The organism is Paraburkholderia adhaesiva (assembly GCF_021390575.1).
Classification (GTDB): domain Bacteria; phylum Pseudomonadota; class Gammaproteobacteria; order Burkholderiales; family Burkholderiaceae; genus Paraburkholderia; species Paraburkholderia adhaesiva.
In genome coordinates this window covers 2,615,513-2,636,906 of record NZ_JAJEJQ010000001.1, presented here as the reverse complement: position 1 = coordinate 2,636,906, position 21,394 = coordinate 2,615,513, and the positions used below count along the sequence as shown (strand labels likewise).

Below are 21,394 nucleotides of genomic sequence, written 5' to 3'. Positions count from 1 at the left end.
ATATCGCGTCTTATGCTGAGAGGTCTGTTTTGCAAATCAGTCGAACTGATAATAGTCTCTTTTTTTTAAGCCGCAAGTTAATAATCCTCGAAATTGAAGGGCGCGATTCGGGATTGGGTCGATTTAATGCGGACTGTTTCGATGTATTACACAGAAGTGGTTCGATGTTATTTAACGTGGAATTCGTGGCGTACGACGGTAACGTTTCGAATTGACGCAGACACATTTCGAAGCACGCGTGCGCGACGCGGATAACGAAAGCGGCGCAGGTAGTCATCGCCTTTTGCGCGCTCCTGCGCGCATCGCGTCATCCTGTGCGCGTGTCTTGCCACGACCTGCCGTATGGTTCTTCACATGATCGATAAACGCGCGCAGCTTCGGCGTCATCTGCCTGCGGCCAGGATAGTAGAGAAACACCCCCGGCACCATCGGCGCATACGGCTCCAGCACATGGACGAGCTTTCCTGTTTTCAACCCTTCAGCGGCCATCACCTCAGGCAGTTGCGCAAGACCTATGCCTTGTTTCGCCGCGCCAAGCATGGTGGGAAAGTCGCTCGCGATGAGCGGGCCTGATACGGCAATCTCGATCGCGTGGCCGTGGTCGTTGAAGGACCACAACGCGAGCGCGCCGCTGGATTGCCGCCATCGCAAGCATGCGTGCTGGCGCAGATCGTCCGTGTGTTTCGGCCGGCTGCGCGCTGCGAAATAGGCAGGGCTGCCGACAACGACGAGACGAAACGGTGGCGTCAAAGGCACGGCGACCATATCGGCATCGACGAACTGGCCTAACCGGATGCCGGCGTCGAATCCTTCCGCTGCAAGATCGATCAGCTCCTTGCTGACGGCGATCTCCACCTCGATCTCGGGATACGCCTCGCAGAAGGAGGCGAGCAGTGGCTCGAGGATGATCGGGACGACCGCGCGCGGTACGGAAAGACGCAACAATCCGGTCGGTCGCTGGCCGAGTCCGCGCGCAGCTTCGCTGGCGGCGACGAGTTCCTCGAAGGCAGGCTTTGCGCGCGACAGAAACCGTTCGCCGGCCTCGGTCAGGCCAACGCTACGCGTGGTGCGTACGAAGAGCGCGGCGCCAACGCGCTCTTCGAGCACGCGCACCGTCTGGCTGACGGCCGACGGCGTTACGCCGAGGTCCGCGGCCGCCTTGCGAAAACTGCGATGCCTGGCGACGCTCAGGAACGTCTCCACGCCATCGAGCGCACCCTGCCTGACTGTGAAGTTCTGCTTCATAGCCCGTCAACATTGTGATGAATAGTCGCTCGCGCGAAACGATGGTACACCTTACGTGCATCTCGGGAGTGGGGCGTTTCGCGATGACTGACGCACGGAATGGCGTGCGTGAACGCTATCGCGCGACTCGCCTGACCGATGACGAAGCCACGCATTCATCTGGAGAACCGCCGATGACCGCTGCTCACGTTCCCGCTGCTTTCGTCGCGCCGCGACCTGCCTGGCGCAGCCTGTTCTGGCTCGCTCCGTTGACGGCCCTGTGGATCGGATTGATCTACTGGCAGCCGATTATTCCGTCCAGCGGTTTTTCGACCACGGCTCACCAGCTTGCGGCTCGTGCGTTCATCGCGGTCGGCTTGTGGCTCGGCCTCGAACGCACGGACCTGACACCGCGCCAACGTCTGGCGACCTGGCTTGCGGTCATCATCACGGACACGCTCTGGTTCGCGGTCATCTGGAACGCGGCGATCAGTGGCATCTTTCGCACCGACGCTTCACCTTTAGCGCCGCCGTTTCTGCCGTTGGCGATCTTCCTTCCGGTGATCATCGGCGCGCCGATATTGCTGCGGTCGAAGCGAGTGGGACAGGTGCTCGATGCGATGCCTGCGGCGTGGCTCATCGCGCTGCAGCTTTACCGGGTGTTCGGCAGTTGGGCTATCGCTGCCTGGCTGCATGGGGAACTGGCGGGCGTCGTGGGGTTGCCCGCCGGATTCGGCGATGTGCTGACGGGCCTGCTCGCCGTACCAGCGGCAATCGCCGTGGCGAGCGGCACCGCACAAGGACGCAGAGCGGCGATCGCCTGGAACATCCTCGGCCTCGTCGATTTCGCCATCGCGATTGCGTTGGGAATGATGACTGCGCCGGGCCGATTCCAGTTGATCGTGCCGGATATGCCGAGCATCAACCCCGGCACCTATCCGTATGCGCTGACTCCGGCTTTCGTGGTGCCAAGTTCGATCCTGCTGCATGCGTTGTCGCTGCGTCAGTTGATGCGGCGACGCGCTCGCTGATCGCCATTCCTTTTCGTCGCTGCACCGGACACTACTTGCCAGGAGGCACCATGTCACCGGAACGCATTTTCCAGCTGCATCTCGCCTTGGGGTATGTCGCCTGGCTGCTCTGCTTTAGCACATACATCTGGCCCAGGCTCAAGTCGATGGACCAGTTCGAAGCGCAACGCGTGATCGCGACCTTGCACAGCTTCCGCTTCTTTGGCCTCGTGTTCATCCTGCCGGGCGTTGTCGGTAGTCATCTGCCTGCCAGCTTCGCGGTGCCCACCGCGTATGGTGACCTCGCTACAGGTGTGCTGGCGATGTTTGCGCTGCTCACGGCGCGCATCCGCCCACTCTTCTGGTTGTTCGTCGTAGCCTTCAACGTGGTGGGCACGACCGACCTCATTCTCGCTTACTTCCACGCTACGCAGGCGGGCCTTCCCGCGCAAGCGGGTGAACTGGGTGCCACGTACGCGATTCCGATCATCTTCGTGCCTGTGCTGATGATTACGCACGTCGCTGCGTTCTATCTGATGCTGCGTCCACAGCCCAAGGTGGTTCCGAGCTATTGATTCTTCGGTTGCGCAATAGCGTATCCGAAGCGCAGCCTGCTTTCGGCAGGCTGCGCTGACCGACGTTACGCGTCGTCCGCCCGATCACACCTTCTTGACGAATTCCGATTTCAGGCTCATCGCGCCAAACCCATCGATCTTGCAATCGATATCGTGGTCACTGTCCACCAGCCGGATATTCTTGACCTTGGTTCCCATCTTGATCACGCCGCCCGAACCCTTCAGTTTCAGGTCTTTGATGACAGTGACGGTATCCCCGTCCTGCAGGACGTTGCCAGCCGAATCGCGATAAACCTTGGCAGCCGTTTCCGTCGACACGGCGGCCGCATCGGCCGACCATTCATGCGCACACTCCGGGCAGATGAAAACGCCACCGTCTTCGTACGTAAACTCGGAGTTGCATTTCGGGCAAGGGGGCAGCGCGCTCATGGGTAATCCTTTGTGGCTGATAACGGTAATAAAAGCGCGAAAGTATAACGCCGCCTGGTGGCTTGCTCATTCTGCGGCGGTCGTGACTTTAATGTAGGACGTCTGTGCGCAGAATGTATGAAGGTTCGCTTCGGGCCGTCATGCGGCATGCGCTGATGATCGGCGTGTGATGCCGCGACGTGTGCGCAGTGATCCGCCTCTGCAAAGTCCTTTTGCTGCACGACGATCGTTTGAGCCGCGACGCCGCCGACGTTCGCAATGTCGATGCAAGCGGGCGGTGCGGGAATCGCGGCCCGCGAGACACATGCGTTCGTCGTTACGATCCCAATTTCGCGAGCCGCATGTGGGGTGTTTTGCATCGCGTCACGCCACGCCGGACGTGCCGTCAGGCATCAAGTTTTCGCCTCGCTTCGGCGTGTCGCATGGACGGTGCCTCCCGCCGTTATCATGACCCTTTCTCACTTCGGCGCATCCCGTTTCCCATGAGCCAATCGCACGCGCGTTTTCTGGGCATCGATCTCGGCACCGGCTCGCTCAAGGTTGCAATCATCGACGAAGCAGGGGCCGAACGCGCGACAGCTAGCGCCGCCTACGCGTTCGATACCCCGAAACCCGGCTGGGCCGAAATCCCCGTCACGCGCTGGTGGGACGCGTTATGCGCGGCATGCGCGCGGCTCGATGCTGGTGAGCGCGCGGCCGTGCGTGCGATCGGCTTCTCGGGGCAGATGCACGGCGTCGTGCTCACCGACGAAGCGGGCCGCGCGCTACGCCCCGCGATGCTGTGGCCCGACACGCGCGCGCACGCGCTGCTCGACGCCTGGCCACAGCCGCAGCCCAATCCGGTCGCGCCGGGCATGGCGGGACCGCTTTTGCGCTGGGCGATGCTGCACGAAGCCGATACGGCGCGCGCCGCGCGCTGGGCCTTGCAGCCGAAGGACTGGCTGCGCGTCGCGCTCGGCGGTACGGTCGCGGCCGATCCGTCAGATTCATGCGCGACTGCGCTCGCCACGCCCGATGGCGCATGGGACCACGCACTGATCGAGCGCCTCGGCTTGCCATCGCATTGGTTCGCGCCGCTCTCGACATCGTCGGAAACGAGCGGCAAACTTCGCGCCGACGCCGCGCGCTCGCTCGGCCTCACCGCCGGCATTCCGCTTGCGACGGGCGCGGGCGACACGCCGTGCGCCGCGCTCGGCAGCGGTCTCGCGCCCGAAGGCGACGCGCTGCTCACCACGGGCACCGGCGGCCAGATTCTGGTGACTGCGCGCGCCGAACCGCCCGTGCAGCGGGGCCTGCATCGCTATCGATCGGCGAGCGGCGGCTGGTACACGATGGCCGCCATGCAGAACGTCGGTGTTGCCTTCGAAGCAGCGCGCGGCTGGTTGTCATACGATTGGGCTCGCGCGTACGAAGAAGCGTTCGACGCGACGCCCTCGGCTACCCTCGCGTTCCTGCCGTATCTGAGCGGCGAGCGTTCGCCGTGGCTCGATCCGTCGGCGCGCGGCGGCTGGCTCGGCGCGGATTTGAGTGACACGCGCGGTACGCTCATGCGCGCGGCGTTCGAAGGCGTAGCGTTCGCCTTGCGTGCGGGACTCGACGCAATCCGCGACAGTGGCACGCCGATCACGGCGCTCAAGCTCGCAGGCGGCGGTTCGGTCGATGCGCGCTGGCGGCAATTGCTCGCCGACGCGCTCGACGTCGAACTCGACGCCATCGATTGTCCGAACGCAGCAGCACGCGGCGCGGCGTTGCTCGGCGGCATCGCATGCGGGCACTGGTGCGAGGCCGATCTTGCCGCGCTCGCGCCCACGGCGACGCGCGTGGCGTCGCCGCGCGAGGACGCAGCGCTACAAGCGCGCTACGCGCGCTTCATCGATCTTTATGGCCGCGTGCGGAGCTGGTTTCCCGCAACGCGGTAAACCGTGCAGCGCATCGCACACATTGATTTACCGTTTCACAGGAGCATGGAAGATGAAAACGAAAGCCGCCATCGCATGGAAAGCGGGCGCTCCGCTGACGATTGAGGAAGTCGATCTCGAAGGTCCGCGCGCGGGCGAGGTGCTGATCGAGGTGAAGGCGACGGGCATCTGCCACACCGACTACTACACGCTCTCGGGCGCGGACCCCGAAGGCATCTTTCCGGCGATTCTGGGCCATGAGGGCGCGGGCATCGTCGTCGACGTGGGGCCGGGCGTCGGCACGCTGAAGAAGGGCGATCACGTCATTCCGCTCTACACGCCCGAATGCCGCGAGTGCAAATTCTGCCTCTCGCGCAAGACGAACCTGTGCCAGAAGATCCGCGCGACGCAGGGCAAGGGCCTCATGCCCGACGCGACCTCGCGCTTCTCGCTTGACGGCAAGCCGCTCTTTCACTACATGGGCACCTCGACGTTCTCGAACTACATCGTCGTGCCTGAGATTGCCGTCGCGAAGATCCGTGAGGATGCGCCGTTCGACAAGGTCTGCTACATCGGCTGCGGCGTGACGACGGGTGTGGGCGCCGTCGTGTATTCGGCGAAGGTGGAGGCGGGCGCGAATGTCGTTGTGTTTGGTCTCGGCGGCATCGGGCTGAACGTGATTCAAGGTGCGAAGATGGTTGGGGCTGACAAGATCATCGGCATCGACATCAACCCGAAGCGCGTCGAACTTGCGAAGAAGTTCGGCATGACGCACTTCATCAACCCGAACGAAGTCGAGAACGTAGTCGACCGCATCGTACAACTGACCGATGGCGGCGCCGACTACTCGTTCGAATGCGTCGGCAGCACGAAGCTCATGCGCGAGGCGCTCGAATGCACGCACAAGGGCTGGGGCCAGTCGTTCATCATCGGCGTCGCGGCGGCGGGCGAGGAGATCAGCACGCGGCCGTTCCAGCTCGTGACGGGACGCCAGTGGAAGGGCTCGGCGTTCGGCGGCGCGCGCGGCCGCACCGATGTGCCGAAGATCGTCGACTGGTACATGGAAGGCAAGATCAACATCGACGACCTCATCACGCACAGGCTGACGCTCGATCGCATCAACGAGGGCTTCGACCTGATGAAGCAGGGCGAGTCGATCCGCTCCGTCGTGCTGTACTGAGCGGAGGCGCGCGATGCTGACTTTGATCGAGGAACACGCCTGTTACGACGGCGTGCAGCGCATCTACAAGCACGACTCGGCGACGATCGGGCTGCCGATGCGCTTTTCCGTGTTTCTGCCGCCGCAGGCGCACGCGCGCAAGGTGCCGGGGCTTTTCTATCTTGCGGGCCTGACCTGCACGGAAGAAACATTCCCGATCAAGGCGGGTGCGCAGCGCTTCGCGGCGCAGCACGGCATCGCGCTGATTTCGCCGGACACGAGCCCGCGCGGCGCGAACGTGCCGGGCGAAGCCGATGCGTGGGACTTCGGCGTGGGCGCGGGCTTCTACGTCGACGCGACGCGCGAGCCCTGGGCCACGCACTGGCGCATGTACTCATACGTGCGCGACGAACTGCGCGAGGCCGTGACGTCGAATCTGAGCGTCGATGGCGAGCGGCTCGGCATCTTCGGGCATTCGATGGGCGGGCACGGCGCGTTGATGCTCGCGTTGCGCAATCCGGAGATTTATCGGTCGGTGTCGGCGTTCGCGCCGATCGCTGCGCCTTCGCGTTGCCCCTGGGGGGAGAAGGCGTTCAGCGGTTATCTCGGCGACGATCGCGAAGCGTGGAAACAGTACGACGCGAGCGAACTCGTCGCGCGCGCGACGCGCAAGTTCGATGAGGGCATCCTCGTCGATCAGGGCATGGCTGATCAGTTCCTCGCGAACCAGCTCAATCCCGATGTGTTCGAAGCCGCATGCCGCGCGGCGGGGCAGCCGCTTACGCTGCGCCGCCACGAGGGCTACGATCACGGGTACTTCTTCATCCAGACGTTCGTCGAGGATCACATCGCGCATCATGCGCGGGTGTTGCTGAAGTAAATCGGCGCACGTCCGAAGCAGAAAGCAGAACGGCGTTGCCCTTGCGGTGCAACGCCGTTTTTTCTTGCCTGCAAATAGCGCGTCAGGCGCTTCGGGCGCTTTAGCGTCGCCCGATCAAACTCGCGCCGTACACAAGCGCGGCGAGCGCGGTGATCCAGAAGCTCGTCGGCCAGTCGGTGTAATACGCGAGCGTCACGCCGAGCCACGCCTGCACGAGCGCGAGCGCGGCGGCGAGCACGAGGCCGGTCGACAGACGCGTCGTCAGGTTCTGCGCCGCAGCGGCGGGTCCGACCATCAGCGTGAACACGAGCAGCACGCCGACGATCTGCGTACACGCGGCCACAGCGAGCGCTGCGATGGCCAGGAACAGCACGGAGACGAGGCGCAGCGATACACCCTTGGCTTCCGCGAGTTCGGGTTGCAGCGAAGCGAACAACAGCGGCCGCATGATCGCGGCGAGCGCGGCGAGGCTCGCGATGGCGAGCGCGGCCAGCACACCGAGCGTGTCGCGGCCGACGCCGAGCACGTTGCCGAAGAGCAGGGCGGTGACCTGCGTCGCGTACGACGTGAAGAAGTGCAGGAACAGGAGGCCGAAGCCGAGCGCGAGCGAGAGGATCACGCCGATGGCGACATCGCGGCCCGCGAGCTTTTCGCCGAGCGCACCCATCGAAACGCCCGCGGCGAGCGTGAAGCCGACCATGCCCCAGATCGGCGAGATACCGAGCAGCACGGCGCCGGTCGCGCCCGTGAAGCCGACGTGCGAAAGCGCGTGACCCGCGAAGGTCTGTCCGCGCAGCACAAGAAAATAGCCGACCACGCCCGCGAGCACCGCGACGATGCCCGACGCCGCGAAGGCGTTCACCATGAAATCGTATTCAAGCATCGTGCGTGTGGTCGTGTTTGCCGTGTGTATCGCCGCCGTGCTGATGTGCATGCGCGGCGTGTCCATGATCGTGTTCGTGCGTGTGGTCGTGCTCGTAGCCGTGATCGTGTTTCTCGACTTCGACGTCGCCGGACATCACGAAGATGCGCCCGTTCATGCGCATGACTTCGATCGGCGAGCCGTAGAGGCGCGAGAGCACGGGTCCGGTGATGACCTCGTCGACACTGCCGAGCGCGGCGACGCCATTGCCGAGGTACAGCACGCGGTCGAGCGCGTTCAGCAGCGGATTGAGTTCGTGCGCCGAAAACAGCACCGCGATGCCGAGTTCGCGCTGCACGCGCCGCACGAGTTCGACGACGCCACGCTGATGGTTCGGATCAAGGCTGATGAGCGGTTCGTCGAGCAGCAGCAGCTTCGGGTCACCGAGCAGGCATTGCGCGAGCAGGAGGCGCTGGCGCTCGCCGCCGGAAAGCTCGGAGAGCGGGCGGTCGGCGAGCTTCGTCGCGCCGACGAGGTCGAGCACGCGCGCGACGTCGGCGTGCGTGGCGGAATCGGTGCGCGGCAGGCCCCAGCGGTGCCCGTCGGCGGCCATCGCGACGAAATCGCGCCCGCGCACGCGGCGGCTTGCCAGCGCGGTGCGCGTTTGCGGCATGTAGCCGATCGACGGATTACCGCGCGCCACCGGCGCGCCGAGCACGCGGATCGCGCCGTGCGAGGCGGGCACGAGGCCGAGGATCGAGCGCATGAGCGTGGTCTTGCCCGCGCCGTTCGGCCCGAGCACGCCGATGAATTCGCCCTGGTTCACCGCGAAATTCGCGTCTCGCAGGATCGTGCGCTCGCCGAGCGTGAGCGTCACGCCCGCGAGCGTGAGCACCGGCGTCGCGTGCCGGTGTGCGCCGTGCGGCGCCGCTTGCGTGTGCGGATCGTGGTGATTGTTGCGATCGTTGGACGGGGGCACCGCCGTCGTCATCGGGACTTTCCTTGCACTTCGGGTTAGGGGTTCGCGGACGCGGCCAGCGCGTGATCGAGTGCGTCGAGCTGCGCCATCATCCATTGCTGGAACGTGACACCCGCCGGCTGCGTTTCAGTGACGCTCACCGCCGGCACCTTCGAATCCTTCGCGAGCGCGAGCATGCGCCGCGTGAGCGCTTCGGTCGCCTGGCTGTTGTAGATCAGCACGCGCACGCGCCGCTCGCGCAGGTCGCGCTCGAAGGCGGCGATGTCCGAAGCGCTCGCTTCGGTGTCGTTCATCGCGGCCAGCTGGAAGCGCAGGTTGCGCATGTCGAATCCGAGCGCGTCCGACATGTAGCCGAACACCGGCTCCGTCGCCGTCACCGGCACGCCATGGTAGCGCGCGCGCATGGCCGCTACCTTCGCGTCGACCGGTTTTAGTGAGGCGAGAAACGTCGCCAGGTTCGCATCGTACACGCTCTTGTGCGCGGGGTCCGCGGCGGCGAGCGCGGCGCTCACGGCGCGCGCGACGGCGGGCATGGTCCGCGGGTCGTACCAGATGTGCGGGTTGTCGCCGGCCCTCTTGCCGACCAGATCCGCCGCGACGATGACCGCGCGCGGGCTACCCTGGCTGCCCTTGGTGGCGCCGAGCAGCTTGGCCATCCACGGATCGTAATCGGCACCGCTATAGACGACGATGCGCGCGTGCTGAAGTGCACGCGCCGTCGTCGGGCTTGCTTCGAAAAGGTGCGGGTCCTGATCGGGGTTGCTGAGGATGCTCGTCACGTCCACGCGTGCGCCGCCGATTTGCTTGACCACGTCGCCGTAGAAGTTCTCCGCAGCGACGACGGGAATCGTCGCGTCCGCGGCGAGCGCAGCGTGGGCGAAGCCGAACACGGCGGCGACTGTGGCCGTCAGCGCGACAACGAGGCGCGCGGCGGCTCTTGTGAGGCGGGCGGCGGGACCGTGCGCGGGGTTTTGGTGGATCATTGATCTGTCCTCGAAGGCGTCGGGAGCAGTGGAGGCGGCACGTCAGGGTGCGACAAAGCCGCAATGATATAACGTATCGCGGAGGTTGACGAGCAAGCGGGCCGATTATCTCGTTTGGGCGGCCAGTGCAGCGTGGACGCTTGCGCGCCGCACCATCGAAATCTCAATAAATCTCGTTCACCCGCCTTGACATGCACCAGTGCGTATCCGATCATTCGATCATCAATAGAGCAAATGCTCGACTGTTGAGCGTTCGCTCACTCGACCGGCGCGCAAGGCACCGGGACGAACGAACTGGGAGACAGCCCTGTGACACATTCCGCGAATCCGGCGGCTGGACGTTTGCAGGACAAGGTCGCCGTGCTGACCGGCGCGGCGAGCGGCATCGGCGAGGCTGTGGCGAGCCGCTATCTGGATGAGGGTGCGTACTGCGTGCTCGTCGACGTCAAGCCAGCCGGCGCCATCGCGCCCCAGCTTGCCGCCGATCACCCGGAGCGTGTGCTCGCGTTCAGCGCCGATGTGACGCGCCGCGAGGACATCGAACGTATCGTGAACGCGGCCGTTGAGCGTTTCGGACGCGTCGACATCCTCTTCAACAATGCGGCGCTGTTCGACATGCGCCCGCTCCTCGACGAATCCTGGGATGTTTACGACCGGCTCTTCGCCGTCAACGTGAAGGGGATGTTCTTCCTGATGCAGGCCGTCGCGCGCCGCATGGTGGAGCAGGGCCGCGGGGGCAAGATCATCAACATGTCGTCGCAGGCAGGACGTCGTGGTGAGGCACTCGTTTCGCACTACTGCGCAACGAAGGCCGCTGTGCTGAGCTACACGCAGTCGGCGGCACTCGCGCTCGCGCCGTACCGGATCAACGTAAACGGCATTGCACCCGGCGTCGTCGATACGCCGATGTGGGATCAGGTCGACGCACTCTTCGCGCAATACGAGCATCTCCCGGTCGGCGAAAAGAAACGACTCGTGGGGGCGGCGGTGCCGCTCGGCCGCATGGGATTGCCCGCTGACCTCACTGGCGCTGCGCTCTTTCTCGCGTCTGCGGACGCCGATTACATCACCGCCCAGACGCTCAACGTCGACGGCGGCAACTGGATGAGTTGACCTCAAGCCGCGTCGGATCGTGCGGCACGACATAACGTAACAAACAAAGGAGACAAGTCATGAAACCAGCCTTCAGGACCGCGTTACGTTTCTTTGGCGCGGGTGTCGTTGCTGCCGCCAGTGCAAGCGTCGTCCACGCGCAGACCGTCACCATCGCGATGTTGAACAATCCGGACATGATCGTGCTGAAGAAGCTCTCACCGGCCTTTGAAAAGGCCAATCCGGGCATCAAGCTTAACTGGGTGATTCTCGAAGAAAACGTGCTGCGCCAGCGCGCGACCACCGACATCACGACCAACAGCGGCCAGTTCGACGTGATGATGATCGGCACGTTCGAAGCGCCGCAGTGGGGCAAGCGCGGCTGGCTCGTGCCGATGACGAACCTGCCCGCGAGCTACGATCTGGAAGACGTCGTGAAGACCGCGCGTGACGGCCTCTCGTACAACGGCACGCTTTTTGCGCTGCCGTTCTACGTCGAAAGCTCGATGACGTATTACCGCAAGGACCTGTTCGATGCGAAGGGCCTCAAGATGCCCGAGCAGCCGACCTATGACCAGATCGCCCAGTTCGCCGACAAGCTCACCGACAAGGCGAGCGGAACGTATGGCATCTGCCTGCGTGGCAAGGCAGGCTGGGGCGAAAACATGGCGTATGTGACGACGGTTGTGAACACGTTCGGCGGACGCTGGTTCGACGAAAAGTGGCACGCCCAGCTGACCACGCCCGAGTGGAAGAAGGCCGTGAACTTCTACGTCGATTTGCTGAAGAAGGACGGGCCTCCGGGAGCCAGTTCGAACGGCTTCAACGAAAACCTGACGCTGATGTCGTCGGGCAAGTGCGGGATGTGGATCGACGCGACGGTCGCCGCGGGCATTCTCTTCAACAAGCAGCAGTCGCAGGTTGCCGACAAGATCGGTTTCGCCGCCGCGCCGACCCAGGTCACGCCGAACGGCTCGCACTGGCTGTGGTCGTGGGCGCTCGCGGTTCCGAAGTCGTCGAAGTCGAAGGAAGCCGCGCAGAAGTTCGTAGAGTGGGCGACGTCGAAGGAATACATCGAGCTGGTGGCGAAGGACCAGGGCTGGGCCTCGGTGCCGTCGGGCACACGCAAGTCCACGTATGCGCGTCCGGAATATCGGGCCGCTGCGCCGTTTGCGGACTTCGTGCTGAAGGCGATCGTGAGCGCCGATCCGACGCGCCCGACGCTCAAGCCGGTTCCGTACACGGGTATCCAGTTCGTCGGGATTCCTGAGTTCCAGTCGTTCGGTACCGTGGTCGGACAGAACGTCTCCGGCGCGCTCGCCGGACAGATGAGCGTCGATCAGGCGTTGACTGCGGGCAACGCCGCCGCTGACCGTGCGGTCCAGCAGGCGGGCCTCCAGAAGTAGCGGGAAGCCGTCCGATGCGCGCCGCGCCGTCCGGTAAGCAGGGCGGCGCGGTCGCCGAAAGCAAAGAGCGCCGGGACCTGAGCGGCGCGCAACAGTGAAGGGTGGTCACGATCATGCGTCATCTCCATCTTCCCATGCCTCTATTCAAAGGGGCGCGCAGTCAGGGCCCGCAGCGGGTCGAAACGCGGCGCACGGCGTCGAGCTGGCTTGTGGCGCCGTCCGTGGCGGTCTTGTTGCTGTGGATGACGATCCCGCTCGCGATGACGATCTGGTATTCGTTCATGCACTACAACCTGCTGAACCCCGATCTCAGAGGGTTCGCGGGATTCGACAACTATCGCTTTCTCGCGACTGACCCGTCATTCGTTCCGTCGATCATCCACACGATTCAACTGATCGTCTCGGTGCTCGTGATCACGGTGGTCGGCGGCGTGCTGATGGCCGTGCTGTTCGACCGCAAGTTCTACGGCCAGGGCATCGCGCGTCTTTTCGCCATCGCGCCTTTCTTTGTGATGCCGACGGTCTCCGCGCTGATCTGGAAGAACATGATCCTGCATCCCGTGTACGGCCTCGTGGCCATCGCGATGCGCGCGGTCGGGCTAACGCCGATCGACTGGTTTGCCGACCATCCACTCACCGCGGTCATCATGATCGTCGCGTGGCAGTGGCTGCCGTTTGCGTTCCTGATCCTCTTCACGGCGATACAGTCGCTGGACCAGGAGCAAAAGGAAGCGGCGCGCATCGACGGCGCAGGCCCGATTTCCATGTTCTTCTACATCACGCTGCCGCACCTGAGCCGTGCCATCGCCGTGGTGGTGATGATGGAAACCATTTTTCTGCTGGCCATCTTCGCCGAGATCTACACGACCACGGGCGGCGGACCGGGCAATGCGACCACCAACCTCACTTACCTGATCTACTCGATGGGCCTGCAGCAGTTCGACGTGGGCATCGCTTCCGCAGGCGGCATTCTCGCCGTGGTGCTGGCGAACATCGTGTCGTTCTTCCTCGTGCGGATGCTCGCGCGGAACCTCAAAGGGGAGTACGAAAAATGAGCCAGCTTGCCGCTACGCCAACGGCTGCGCCGGAGTCGCCGCATGCCGTCAACCGCTCGTCGCCGATGCAGTTCATCGGCCGCGTGCTGCCTGGTCTTCTAGCGTGGCTCATCGCGCTCGCGCTGTTTTTCCCGATCTTCTGGATGACGATCACGGCGTTCAAGACCGAGCAGCAGGCCTATATTCCGTCGATCTTTTTCATGCCGACGCTCGAAAGCTTCCGCGAGGTGTTCGCGCGCAGCAACTACTTCGCGTTCGCGTGGAATTCGATCCTGATCTCGGCGGGCGTGACGCTCGTGTGCCTGATTCTCGCCGTGCCCGCCGCTTACTCGATGGCGTTCTTCCCCACCCAGCGCACGCAGAAAGTCCTGCTGTGGATGCTCTCGACGAAGATGATGCCTTCGGTGGGCGTGCTCGTTCCGATCTATCTGCTGTGGAAAAACAGCGGAATGCTCGATACGGTGAGCGGCCTCGTCATCGTCTATACCCTGATCAATCTGCCGATTGCGGTGTGGATGGCGTTCACCTACTTCAACGAGATTCCACGCGACATCCTCGAAGCCGGCCGCATGGACGGTGCGGCGACGTGGCAGGAAATCGTCTATCTGTTGATGCCGATGGCCGTTCCGGGTCTCGTCTCGACGGCGCTGCTGCTCATCATTCTTTCGTGGAACGAGGCGTTCTGGAGCATCAACCTGTCGAGTTCGAACGCGGCGCCGCTCACGGTGTTCATCGCGTCGTATTCGAGCCCTGAGGGACTGTTCTGGGCGAAGCTCTCCGCAGCTTCGCTGCTCGCGGTGGCGCCGGTGCTGATCCTCGGCTGGCTGTCGCAGAAGCAACTGGTGCGCGGACTCACGTTCGGGGCCGTCAAATGACGGCGGTTGCCGCGTTGATCTGCGACTGCGATGGCGTGCTGATCGACAGCGAAGCCGTGGCCGCGCGCGTGCTCGTGCGCGAACTCGAAGCGCGCTGGCCTGGCGTCGAGGTCGCGCCGGTCGTGATGCCGTTGCTCGGGCAGCGCATCGAGCGCGTGCTCAGCGGCGCGTGCGAGGCGCTCGGACGCAGCCTCACGTCGCACGATGTCGAAGCGATCGGCGCGGCCGCCGAACGGGAAGCGCAGGACGCGCCGCTATTTCCGGGCGTGGTGGTCGCGCTCGACGCCATCGCGCTCCTGAAGGCGTGCGCGAGCAACAGCTATTCGGCGGTCGTGCATGGCGTACTGGCGCGAAACGGCCTCACGCGGTTTTTCGGCGATCACGTTTATTGCGCCGACAAGGTCGCGAAGCCCAAGCCCGCGCCCGATGTTTATCTCGCGGCGGCAGAGGGCACAGGCGTGGCGCCTCGTGCATGCCTCGTCGTCGAAGACAGCGTGGCGGGCGTGAGCGCGGCGCGTGCGGCTGGCATGACGGTGCTGGGTTTCGTCGGCGGTACGCACGTGGGCGATGCGCACGCGCGGGAGCTGCGCGATGTGGGCGCGATCGAGGTTTTCGACGATATGAGCAAGCTGCCCGCGCGGGTGGCGTACTGGACGCAAAAGACGCAAGCGGTGCAAGCCAGCTCGCGTTGAGGGCATTGAGCGCATCGCGGCAGGCGCTGCGATGGACAAAGTGAATCGCGGCAAACGGCGCATCACGCAACACCGCGCCGCAACGAACGGAGACACATCATGGCAAGCGTGATTCTGCGAAACGTGCTGAAGCGCTACGACGAGACCGAAGTGCTGCGCGACGTGAACCTCGACATCGCGGACGGCGAATTCGTCGTGTTCGTTGGCCCGAGCGGCTGCGGCAAGACCACGCTGATGCGGATGATCGCGGGGCTGGAGGACATCAGCGGCGGCGACCTCACGATCGACGGCGCGCGCATGAACGATGTGCCGCCCGCGAAGCGCGGCATCGCGATGGTTTTCCAGTCGTATGCGCTCTACCCGCACATGACGCTCTACGACAACATGGCGTTCGGTTTGAAGCTAGCCGGGGCGAAGAAGCCCGAGATCGATGCCGCCGTGAAGAGCGCCGCGAAGATCCTGCATATCGACCATCTGCTCGATCGCAAGCCGAAGCAGCTTTCGGGCGGTCAGCGTCAGCGCGTGGCGATAGGGCGCGCGATCACGCGCAAGCCGAAGGTCTTTCTTTTCGACGAGCCGCTCTCGAACCTCGATGCCGCGCTGCGCGTAAAGATGCGCCTCGAATTCGCGCGTCTGCACGACGAACTGAAGACGACGATGATTTACGTGACACACGACCAGGTCGAAGCGATGACGCTGGCGGACAAGATCGTCGTGCTGTCGGCGGGAAATGTCGAACAGGTTGGGACGCCGAATCAGCTCTATCACGCACCGGCGAACCGGTTCGTGGCGGGCTTCATCGGGTCGCCGAAAATGAACTTCTTCGACGGTGTGATCCAGCAGGTTGCGTCCGATGGCATCGTGGTGCGTTACGAGACTGGCGAATTGCAGAAAGTGGCTGTGGAGCCGCGCGGCGCGCGCGTTGGCGACAAGGTCACTGTGGGCATCCGGCCCGAGCATCTGCATATGCTCGCAGGCGAGTGGGGTGTGAGCGCGCGGGCGATGACGGTCGAGTCGCTCGGCGACGCGGCGTATCTCTACGCGGAGACGCCAGTCGCGCCGGACGGATTGATCGCGCGGATTCCGCCGCTGGAAAAGCACGAGCGTGGAGAATCGATGAAGCTGGGTGCGACGCCGGATCATTGCCATCTGTTCGACGCGGATGGTCACGCGTTCGAGCGGCGGTTCGCGCACGAAATGGCGGCTTAGGCGGGAGGCGAAACGAACAGATGCAAGCGCTGCTGCGATTGAGCGGCAGTGCAGCGCCGCGGTTGACTGTGGTTGTCTTTGTGCGCCCGCTCTGTGCGGGCGTTTTTTCTGGGCGGGGGCGCTGACGCCGCGCGCCCAAGTCTGATCGCCGAACTAATGGAGAGCCGCCGCCTGCTCGCTATTTCTTGCGGCGGCTCTGCAGTTCGCGACGCGGCGGCCCTTTCCCGATGGCTTGTCACTCACCGGGGGCGGGCGCTGTCACGATTCGATTACTTGCCGATCTGGAGCAGTTCGACTTCGAACGTGAGGTCGCTGTTCGGCGGGATCGGACCGACCGCGCGATCGCCATAAGCGGTCGCCGCCGGGCAGGTCAGCCTCGCTTTTCCACCCACCCGCATCTTCTGCACGCCTTGCGTCCAGCACGGAATCACTTGCCCGAGCGGGAAGGTCGCCGGGCCGCCGTGCTTGGCGGAGCTGTCGAATTCAGTACCGTTCGCGAGCGTGCCGCGATAGTTGACGCGCACGATGTCTTCGGCGGTCGGTTGCGGGCCGGTGCCTTGCTTGAGGTGTTCGACTACGACGCCCGATGGCAACTTCTCAATGGTATTGGCGGCGAACGCGGTCGATGCGACGGTTGCAGCGGCGAGTAGGGCAATCAGAGATTTCATGGGATGTCCTCGTTGAATGGCACGGCAATTATATCGGGTGCCTCTGGCCGGGTTCCGGATCGTCGCCGGTCAGGCTGGGCGAAGGGGAAAGCGCCGCCTCGCCGTTTTCATCGATAGCTGGCATCATGGCCGCCTCGCTCGCGTTAGCTCACCTTTTTGGAGGCCCAGCCATGGCATGGCGCCGCATTCGGCAAGACTATCTGGTACGTTTCTGGGCACCGCTGCCCTCGATCATCGCAGCCGGCGTGCTGTCCGCGTTTTACTTCGGCCTGACGGGCACCTTCTGGGCCGTCACCGGTGAATTCACTCGCTGGGGCGGACATGTGCTTCAGGCCTTCGGCCTGCACCCCGAGGATTGGGGCTATTTCAAGGTCATCGGACTGCACGGCGCACCGTGGACGCGCATCGACGGCGTCATGGTGCTCGGCATGTTCGCGGGCAGCCTCGCCGCCGCGCTGTGGGCCAACAACGTCAAGCTGCGTTTTCCGCGTCGGCGGCGCCGCATCGTCCAGGCTCTGGCTGGCGGCGCGATAGCCGGATTCGGGGCGCGGCTCGCGATGGGATGCAATCTCGCTGCGTTTTTCACCGGCATCCCGCAGTTCTCGCTACACGCGTGGCTGTTTGCACTGGCAACCATCGTGGGTTCCTATTTCGGCACGCGCGTCGCGCTGATGCGGTATCTGAGGGCCGAACCGCATCTCGAACGCGTGACGACTGCCCAGAAATCCCGCCTTCCCGCAAAACAGCCGCAATGGCAATTCCGTGCCGGCGTGCTGGTATTCTCCGCCGCGCTGGCCGGCTCGCTCGCGCTCGCATTCGGCGCACAAAAGCTCGGTCTCGCCGCTGTTTTCGGCATCGCGTTCGGGGTGCTGATCGAGCGCGCGCAAATCTGCTTCACCTCGGCGTTTCGTGACATGTGGATCACCGGACGCACGACGATGGCCCGCGCGATCGTGCTTGGCATGGCCGCCAGCGCGATCGGGATTTTCAGCTACGTCCAGCTCGGTGTCGCGCCGAAGATCTTCTGGGCCGGTCCGAATGCCATCATCGGTGGTGTGCTGTTCGGGTTTGGCATCGTGATTGCGGGCGGCTGCGAAACGGGCTGGATGTATCGCGCGATGGAAGGGCAGGTGCACTACTGGTGGGTCGGCGTTGGCAACATCGTCGGCGCGACGGTGCTCGCGTCGCTTTGGGATCGCGTCGCGCCGGTGCTGGCGCTCGATTACCCGAAGGTCAACCTGCTGAATGCACTTGGGCCGATGGGCGGACTGATCGCGACTTATGCGGGTCTCGTCGTCGCATTCGCCCTGTTGCTGTGGTGGGAGCGAACCTACCTCGATCGTGCGCGTCCGCGCACGCTTGGCCAATCCGAAACCGGGAGCGCCATTTGATGGCTGACGAAATTCTCACGCCCGACTATCGGCTCGATCTCAGCGGTGAGCCTTGTCCGTATCCCGTGGTCGCGACGCTCGAAACCATGCCGAATCTGCAGCCCGGTGAGGTCCTCGAAGTGCTCAGCGATTGCCCTCAGTCGATCAACAGCATTCCCGCCGACGCGGCACGCTATGGATACCGCGTGCTGAAGATCGAACAGCATGGGCCGACGATTCTTTACTGGATTCAACGGTAACGGTAGGTGATGGGCCAACGATCGGCTTCATCGAGGATGACCGGGGAACGTGCTGAAGACGATCGGCTGGCGAATCGTGCAAGGAACATGCTTGAACGCTGCACACGAAGTCGCTGCTCCGTGTGTACCCGTTACGCCCCGAGCGCGGCCTTCGCGCATTCCTCGTCGGTGACAAGGCCCGACAACCAGCCGCCGTTCAGCGCCGAAATCACCGCCTGACGTTTGCGCGCACCGCCCGCAAAACCGATGGTCGGACGCTTCGGCGGCGAATCGAGGTGCACGCTCGTCACGCGCCGGCCCGTCGGTGAATCGACGCGCTGGCCCGATGCGTTGATCGGCAGCCCGAGCATTTCGGCTGTCGCGCCGAGCTTCATCAGCTCGCGCACTTCATCGGCGGTGATGAAACCGTCTTCGTGCAGCGGACAATGCTCGCCGATATTGCCGATCCCGACGAACGCGACATCGGCTTGCCCCGACAGCGACTCGACGATCCGATAGAGCCGGTGATTGCACCATTGCGCGCGCTCGGCCTCGTTGTCGGCGATGAGGGGCGCGGGCAGCAGGAAGTGCTTGCCGCCCGTTTTCTCGGAGATGTGCAGCGCGACGTCGTAGCGGTTCGACGAGCCATCCTGTGCAATCGCGCCCACCATCGACACGAGCCGGTGCTGCGGCCGCTCGAGCTGCGCGATCTGATCGACGGCGGCCTTGAGCGTGCGGCCGCTGCTCACGGCGACGATCATCGGCTGTTCTTCAGTGAGGTAGCGCTCCATGACCTGCGCGCCCGCGACGGCGAGCTTGCGGTCGATTTCCTCGGGGGTGTCATTGTCGACCGGAACTACTTCGCAGACCGAAAGACCATAGCGTTTCGACAACTGGTCGGCGAGCGCGAGGCAATCGGCCAGCTGGTGATCGACGCGCACGCGGATCAGGTTCTTTTCGACCGCGAATGCGACGAGCCGCTGCGCGACGGGCCGCGAGACCTGAAGCTTCTCCGCGATTTCGTTCTGTGTATTGCCGGCCACGTAGTAAAGCCAGGCGGCGCGGGTGGCGAGATCGAGTTTTTCGGTGGACTTTGGCACGGTGTTATCAGGTGTCGCGGGGTGTCAGCGGGGTGTCGGCGCGCTCGTGTGAAGGCCGCAGTGTAACGGACCTCAGGCGAGCCGCTCGCGCGATCGCTCGAAGAGCGGCCGCACGTGGCGGTAGAGCGCGCGGTAGGTGTCGAGCCGTCCGCGCAGCGCTGCGTGGCGCTCGGCGTTGGGCATGTATTCGGCGACGATGGGTGGCTTCGTCAGCACGTCTTTCGCATCGCCGCCCGCAGCGAGCCAGCCGAGCCGAGCCGCGCCGAGTGCCGCGCCCGTCTCGCCGCCGCCGTGCTGGCGCGTGGGTGTATCGAAGGCATCGGCCACGAGTTGCGCCCAATACGCGCTGCGCGCGCCGCCTCCGATCATCGAAAGGGGGCCGACTTCGGTGCCGGCCGCGACGAGCGCGTCGAGCCCGTCGGTGAGCGCGAGCGTCACGCCTTCGAGCACTGCATAGCCGAGCAGCGCGCGGTCGGTCGCATGCGTCATGCCGAAGAACACGCCTTGCGCGTAAGGGTCGTTGTGCGGCGTGCGCTCGCCCGAGAGATACGGCAGGAAAAGCGGTGCTTCGCTCAGCGCGTCGGGTGCGAGCTTTGCGACTTCGGCGAGCAACGCGGGCTCGTCGGTGCCGGTCAGCGTGCAGACCCAGCGCAGGCAACTGGCCGCCGAAAGAACGACACTCATCTGATGCCAGCGGTCGGGAATCGCGTGGCAGAACGCATGGACAGCCGACGCCGGATTGGGCCGGAAGCGGTCGCCCACGACGCACAGCACGCCCGAGGTGCCGAGCGAGACGAAGCCGTCGCCGGGCTGCGTCGCGCCGATGCCGATCGCGCTCGTCGCGTTATCGCCGCCGCCAGCCGCGACGATGACGTCGGGGCGCAGGCCGAGTTCGCGCGCGACTTCGGGCAGTAGCGTGCCGGACGGCGCGCTGCCCTCGGCGAGCGCGGGCATCTGCGCGCGTGTCATGTTGCATGCGTCGAGTAGCGCGTCGGACCAGTCGCGCTTCGCGACGTCGAGCCAGAGCGTGCCGGCCGCATCCGATGGATCGGACACCTTGCCACCCGTGAGACGCAGGCGCAGGTAGTCCTTCGGCAGCAGCACACATGCCGTTTCGCGAAAAATCCGCGGCTCGTGGCGCGCGACCCAGAGCAGCTTTGGCGCGGTGAAGCCCGGCATCGCGAGATTGCCCGCGACGCGATGAAGCTGCGGCGCGCGTGCGGTGAGTTCTGCGCATTCTTCGACGGCGCGCATGTCGTTCCAGAGGATCGCGGGGCGCAGCACGTTGTCGTGTGCGTCGAGCAGGACGGCGCCGTGCATCTGTCCGGAGAGCCCGATGCCGCGCACCTGTGCGAAATCGGCGGGATGCTTCTCGCGCAGCATGGCGAGCGCTTGGAGCATGCCGTCCCACCAGTCGGCGGGATTTTGCTCCGACCAGCGCGGGTGCGCGCGCGTGACCACGAACGGCGAGCCGGCGGTGCCGATCACGCGGCCATCGGGCGCGAGCAGCAGGACTTTCACTTCGGAGGTGCCGAGGTCGATGCCCAGGTACATGTGCGCGCGATGTCGTGGGGGAAGATGCGCTACTTTAGCCGCCTGGCGGGCGTAGCGCCATGCGCGGCGACCCGGAGGCCTCGCGCTTGAATCCGCGAACCCGCGCGTGCGCGCGGCGCGGCGCATGCGGGCGAG

Annotated in this window: 21 protein-coding genes; 13 read left to right on the top strand and 8 right to left on the bottom strand. The window is 64.6% G+C overall.

Going from position 1 to position 21,394, the window contains the following annotated elements; translation table 11 throughout:
• Positions 1-273: 273 nt before the first annotated feature.
• Complete coding sequence (locus tag L0U80_RS11995) at positions 274-1,245, bottom strand: LysR family transcriptional regulator (RefSeq protein ID WP_233864343.1); 972 nt, start codon at positions 1,243-1,245, stop codon at positions 274-276.
• 83 nt (positions 1,246-1,328) lie between these two features.
• On the opposite strand from L0U80_RS11995, the gene L0U80_RS11990 reads away from it, so the two are divergent.
• Positions 1,329-2,255, top strand: coding sequence for a DUF8737 domain-containing protein (locus L0U80_RS11990; RefSeq protein WP_233864341.1), 927 nt, complete (start codon positions 1,329-1,331; stop codon positions 2,253-2,255).
• A 50-nt stretch (positions 2,256-2,305) separates the two neighbouring features.
• The gene (locus tag L0U80_RS11985; protein ID WP_233864338.1) at positions 2,306-2,809 is read left to right on the top strand and encodes a DUF8737 domain-containing protein; all 504 of its coding nucleotides are present in this window, start codon (positions 2,306-2,308) and stop codon (positions 2,807-2,809) included.
• A gap of 84 nt (positions 2,810-2,893) precedes the next feature.
• Here L0U80_RS11985 and L0U80_RS11980 read toward each other — a convergent pair whose 3' ends face one another.
• Positions 2,894-3,238 carry a zinc ribbon domain-containing protein YjdM gene (locus L0U80_RS11980; RefSeq protein ID WP_233864335.1) on the bottom strand — a complete coding sequence of 115 codons (345 nt, stop codon included), beginning with the start codon at positions 3,236-3,238 and terminating at the stop codon, positions 2,894-2,896.
• A 482-nt stretch (positions 3,239-3,720) separates the two neighbouring features.
• On the opposite strand from L0U80_RS11980, the gene L0U80_RS11975 reads away from it, so the two are divergent.
• The 3 genes from L0U80_RS11975 to fghA are packed head-to-tail and all read left to right on the top strand — an operon-like array spanning position 3,721 to position 7,175.
• A complete protein-coding gene (locus L0U80_RS11975; protein ID WP_233864333.1) occupies positions 3,721-5,157 on the top strand; it encodes a xylulokinase in 1,437 nt (478 codons plus the stop codon).
• 52 nt (positions 5,158-5,209) lie between these two features.
• Complete coding sequence (locus L0U80_RS11970) at positions 5,210-6,316, top strand: S-(hydroxymethyl)glutathione dehydrogenase/class III alcohol dehydrogenase (protein WP_233864331.1); 1,107 nt, start codon at positions 5,210-5,212, stop codon at positions 6,314-6,316.
• 13 nt (positions 6,317-6,329) lie between these two features.
• A complete protein-coding gene (fghA, locus tag L0U80_RS11965) occupies positions 6,330-7,175 on the top strand; it encodes an S-formylglutathione hydrolase (protein ID WP_233864330.1) in 846 nt (281 codons plus the stop codon).
• A 100-nt stretch (positions 7,176-7,275) separates the two neighbouring features.
• Here the strand turns inward: fghA and L0U80_RS11960 are convergent, their stop codons facing one another.
• From L0U80_RS11960 to L0U80_RS11950, 3 genes are read right to left on the bottom strand one after another with little or no spacing between them, the layout of a single operon-like run.
• Positions 7,276-8,058, bottom strand: a complete 783-nt coding sequence (locus L0U80_RS11960) for a metal ABC transporter permease (RefSeq protein WP_233865898.1) — start codon at positions 8,056-8,058, stop codon at positions 7,276-7,278.
• The gene (locus L0U80_RS11955) at positions 8,051-9,028 is read right to left on the bottom strand and encodes a metal ABC transporter ATP-binding protein (RefSeq protein ID WP_233864329.1); all 978 of its coding nucleotides are present in this window, start codon (positions 9,026-9,028) and stop codon (positions 8,051-8,053) included. The genes L0U80_RS11960 and L0U80_RS11955 overlap by 8 nt, the downstream gene beginning before the upstream one ends.
• Positions 9,029-9,051: 23 nt before the next feature.
• Entirely contained in the window at positions 9,052-9,999 is a 948-nt protein-coding gene (locus tag L0U80_RS11950; RefSeq protein WP_233864328.1) for a metal ABC transporter solute-binding protein, Zn/Mn family, read from the bottom strand.
• Positions 10,000-10,308: 309 nt separating this feature from the next.
• On the opposite strand from L0U80_RS11950, the gene L0U80_RS11945 reads away from it, so the two are divergent.
• The 6 genes from L0U80_RS11945 (at position 10,309) to L0U80_RS11920 (ending at position 16,328) form a co-directional block, all read left to right on the top strand.
• A complete protein-coding gene (locus tag L0U80_RS11945) occupies positions 10,309-11,112 on the top strand; it encodes an L-iditol 2-dehydrogenase (protein ID WP_233864327.1) in 804 nt (267 codons plus the stop codon).
• 59 nt (positions 11,113-11,171) lie between these two features.
• Positions 11,172-12,497: an ABC transporter substrate-binding protein gene (locus tag L0U80_RS11940; RefSeq protein WP_233864325.1), complete on the top strand. Its 1,326-nt coding sequence runs from the start codon at positions 11,172-11,174 to the stop codon at positions 12,495-12,497.
• Positions 12,498-12,631: 134 nt separating this feature from the next.
• Positions 12,632-13,552, top strand: a complete 921-nt coding sequence (locus L0U80_RS11935; protein WP_233864324.1) for a carbohydrate ABC transporter permease — start codon at positions 12,632-12,634, stop codon at positions 13,550-13,552.
• 65 nt (positions 13,553-13,617) lie between these two features.
• Complete coding sequence (locus L0U80_RS11930) at positions 13,618-14,427, top strand: carbohydrate ABC transporter permease (RefSeq protein ID WP_233865895.1); 810 nt, start codon at positions 13,618-13,620, stop codon at positions 14,425-14,427.
• Entirely contained in the window at positions 14,424-15,119 is a 696-nt protein-coding gene (locus L0U80_RS11925; RefSeq protein ID WP_233864321.1) for an HAD family hydrolase, read from the top strand. The genes L0U80_RS11930 and L0U80_RS11925 overlap by 4 nt, the downstream gene beginning before the upstream one ends.
• Positions 15,120-15,218: 99 nt before the next feature.
• Entirely contained in the window at positions 15,219-16,328 is a 1,110-nt protein-coding gene (locus L0U80_RS11920) for an ABC transporter ATP-binding protein (protein ID WP_233864319.1), read from the top strand.
• Between the two features lie 269 nt (positions 16,329-16,597).
• Here the strand turns inward: L0U80_RS11920 and L0U80_RS11915 are convergent, their stop codons facing one another.
• Positions 16,598-16,996, bottom strand: coding sequence for an FKBP-type peptidyl-prolyl cis-trans isomerase (locus tag L0U80_RS11915; protein ID WP_233864316.1), 399 nt, complete (start codon positions 16,994-16,996; stop codon positions 16,598-16,600).
• 170 nt (positions 16,997-17,166) lie between these two features.
• Between L0U80_RS11915 and yedE the strand changes: the two genes are divergently transcribed.
• Together yedE and yedF are read left to right on the top strand one after the other, a co-directional pair.
• Complete coding sequence (gene yedE, locus L0U80_RS11910) at positions 17,167-18,387, top strand: selenium metabolism membrane protein YedE/FdhT (RefSeq protein ID WP_233864314.1); 1,221 nt, start codon at positions 17,167-17,169, stop codon at positions 18,385-18,387.
• Positions 18,387-18,626 (top strand): sulfurtransferase-like selenium metabolism protein YedF, encoded by a 240-nt coding sequence (yedF, locus tag L0U80_RS11905; protein WP_233864311.1) that lies wholly within the window; start codon positions 18,387-18,389, stop codon positions 18,624-18,626. The genes yedE and yedF overlap by 1 nt, the downstream gene beginning before the upstream one ends.
• A gap of 131 nt (positions 18,627-18,757) precedes the next feature.
• Here the strand turns inward: yedF and L0U80_RS11900 are convergent, their stop codons facing one another.
• A complete protein-coding gene (locus L0U80_RS11900; RefSeq protein WP_233864308.1) occupies positions 18,758-19,705 on the bottom strand; it encodes a sugar-binding transcriptional regulator in 948 nt (315 codons plus the stop codon).
• Between the two features lie 72 nt (positions 19,706-19,777).
• Complete coding sequence (xylB, locus tag L0U80_RS11895; RefSeq protein WP_233864305.1) at positions 19,778-21,259, bottom strand: xylulokinase; 1,482 nt, start codon at positions 21,257-21,259, stop codon at positions 19,778-19,780.
• Positions 21,260-21,394: the final 135 nt, after the last annotated feature.

What these genes read in the sequence shown, in the direction of transcription:
- L0U80_RS11990 (WP_233864341.1), top strand. Translation starts at nt 1,329, where the DNA reads ATGACTGACGCACGGAATGGCGTGCGTGAACGCTATCGCGCGACTCGC.
- L0U80_RS11930 (WP_233865895.1), top strand. Translation starts at nt 13,618, where the DNA reads ATGCAGTTCATCGGCCGCGTGCTGCCTGGTCTTCTAGCGTGGCTCATC.
- L0U80_RS11920 (WP_233864319.1), top strand. Translation starts at nt 15,219, where the DNA reads ATGGCAAGCGTGATTCTGCGAAACGTGCTGAAGCGCTACGACGAGACC.
- yedF (WP_233864311.1), top strand. Translation starts at nt 18,387, where the DNA reads ATGGCTGACGAAATTCTCACGCCCGACTATCGGCTCGATCTCAGCGGT.
- L0U80_RS11995 (WP_233864343.1), bottom strand. Translation starts at nt 1,245, where the DNA reads ATGAAGCAGAACTTCACAGTCAGGCAGGGTGCGCTCGATGGCGTGGAG.
- L0U80_RS11985 (WP_233864338.1), top strand. Translation starts at nt 2,306, where the DNA reads ATGTCACCGGAACGCATTTTCCAGCTGCATCTCGCCTTGGGGTATGTC.
- L0U80_RS11960 (WP_233865898.1), bottom strand. Translation starts at nt 8,058, where the DNA reads ATGCTTGAATACGATTTCATGGTGAACGCCTTCGCGGCGTCGGGCATC.
- L0U80_RS11950 (WP_233864328.1), bottom strand. Translation starts at nt 9,999, where the DNA reads ATGATCCACCAAAACCCCGCGCACGGTCCCGCCGCCCGCCTCACAAGA.
- xylB (WP_233864305.1), bottom strand. Translation starts at nt 21,259, where the DNA reads ATGTACCTGGGCATCGACCTCGGCACCTCCGAAGTGAAAGTCCTGCTG.
- L0U80_RS11975 (WP_233864333.1), top strand. Translation starts at nt 3,721, where the DNA reads ATGAGCCAATCGCACGCGCGTTTTCTGGGCATCGATCTCGGCACCGGC.
- fghA (WP_233864330.1), top strand. Translation starts at nt 6,330, where the DNA reads ATGCTGACTTTGATCGAGGAACACGCCTGTTACGACGGCGTGCAGCGC.
- L0U80_RS11955 (WP_233864329.1), bottom strand. Translation starts at nt 9,028, where the DNA reads ATGACGACGGCGGTGCCCCCGTCCAACGATCGCAACAATCACCACGAT.
- yedE (WP_233864314.1), top strand. Translation starts at nt 17,167, where the DNA reads ATGGCATGGCGCCGCATTCGGCAAGACTATCTGGTACGTTTCTGGGCA.
- L0U80_RS11970 (WP_233864331.1), top strand. Translation starts at nt 5,210, where the DNA reads ATGAAAACGAAAGCCGCCATCGCATGGAAAGCGGGCGCTCCGCTGACG.
- L0U80_RS11940 (WP_233864325.1), top strand. Translation starts at nt 11,172, where the DNA reads ATGAAACCAGCCTTCAGGACCGCGTTACGTTTCTTTGGCGCGGGTGTC.
- L0U80_RS11915 (WP_233864316.1), bottom strand. Translation starts at nt 16,996, where the DNA reads ATGAAATCTCTGATTGCCCTACTCGCCGCTGCAACCGTCGCATCGACC.
- L0U80_RS11925 (WP_233864321.1), top strand. Translation starts at nt 14,424, where the DNA reads ATGACGGCGGTTGCCGCGTTGATCTGCGACTGCGATGGCGTGCTGATC.
- L0U80_RS11935 (WP_233864324.1), top strand. Translation starts at nt 12,632, where the DNA reads ATGCCTCTATTCAAAGGGGCGCGCAGTCAGGGCCCGCAGCGGGTCGAA.
- L0U80_RS11980 (WP_233864335.1), bottom strand. Translation starts at nt 3,238, where the DNA reads ATGAGCGCGCTGCCCCCTTGCCCGAAATGCAACTCCGAGTTTACGTAC.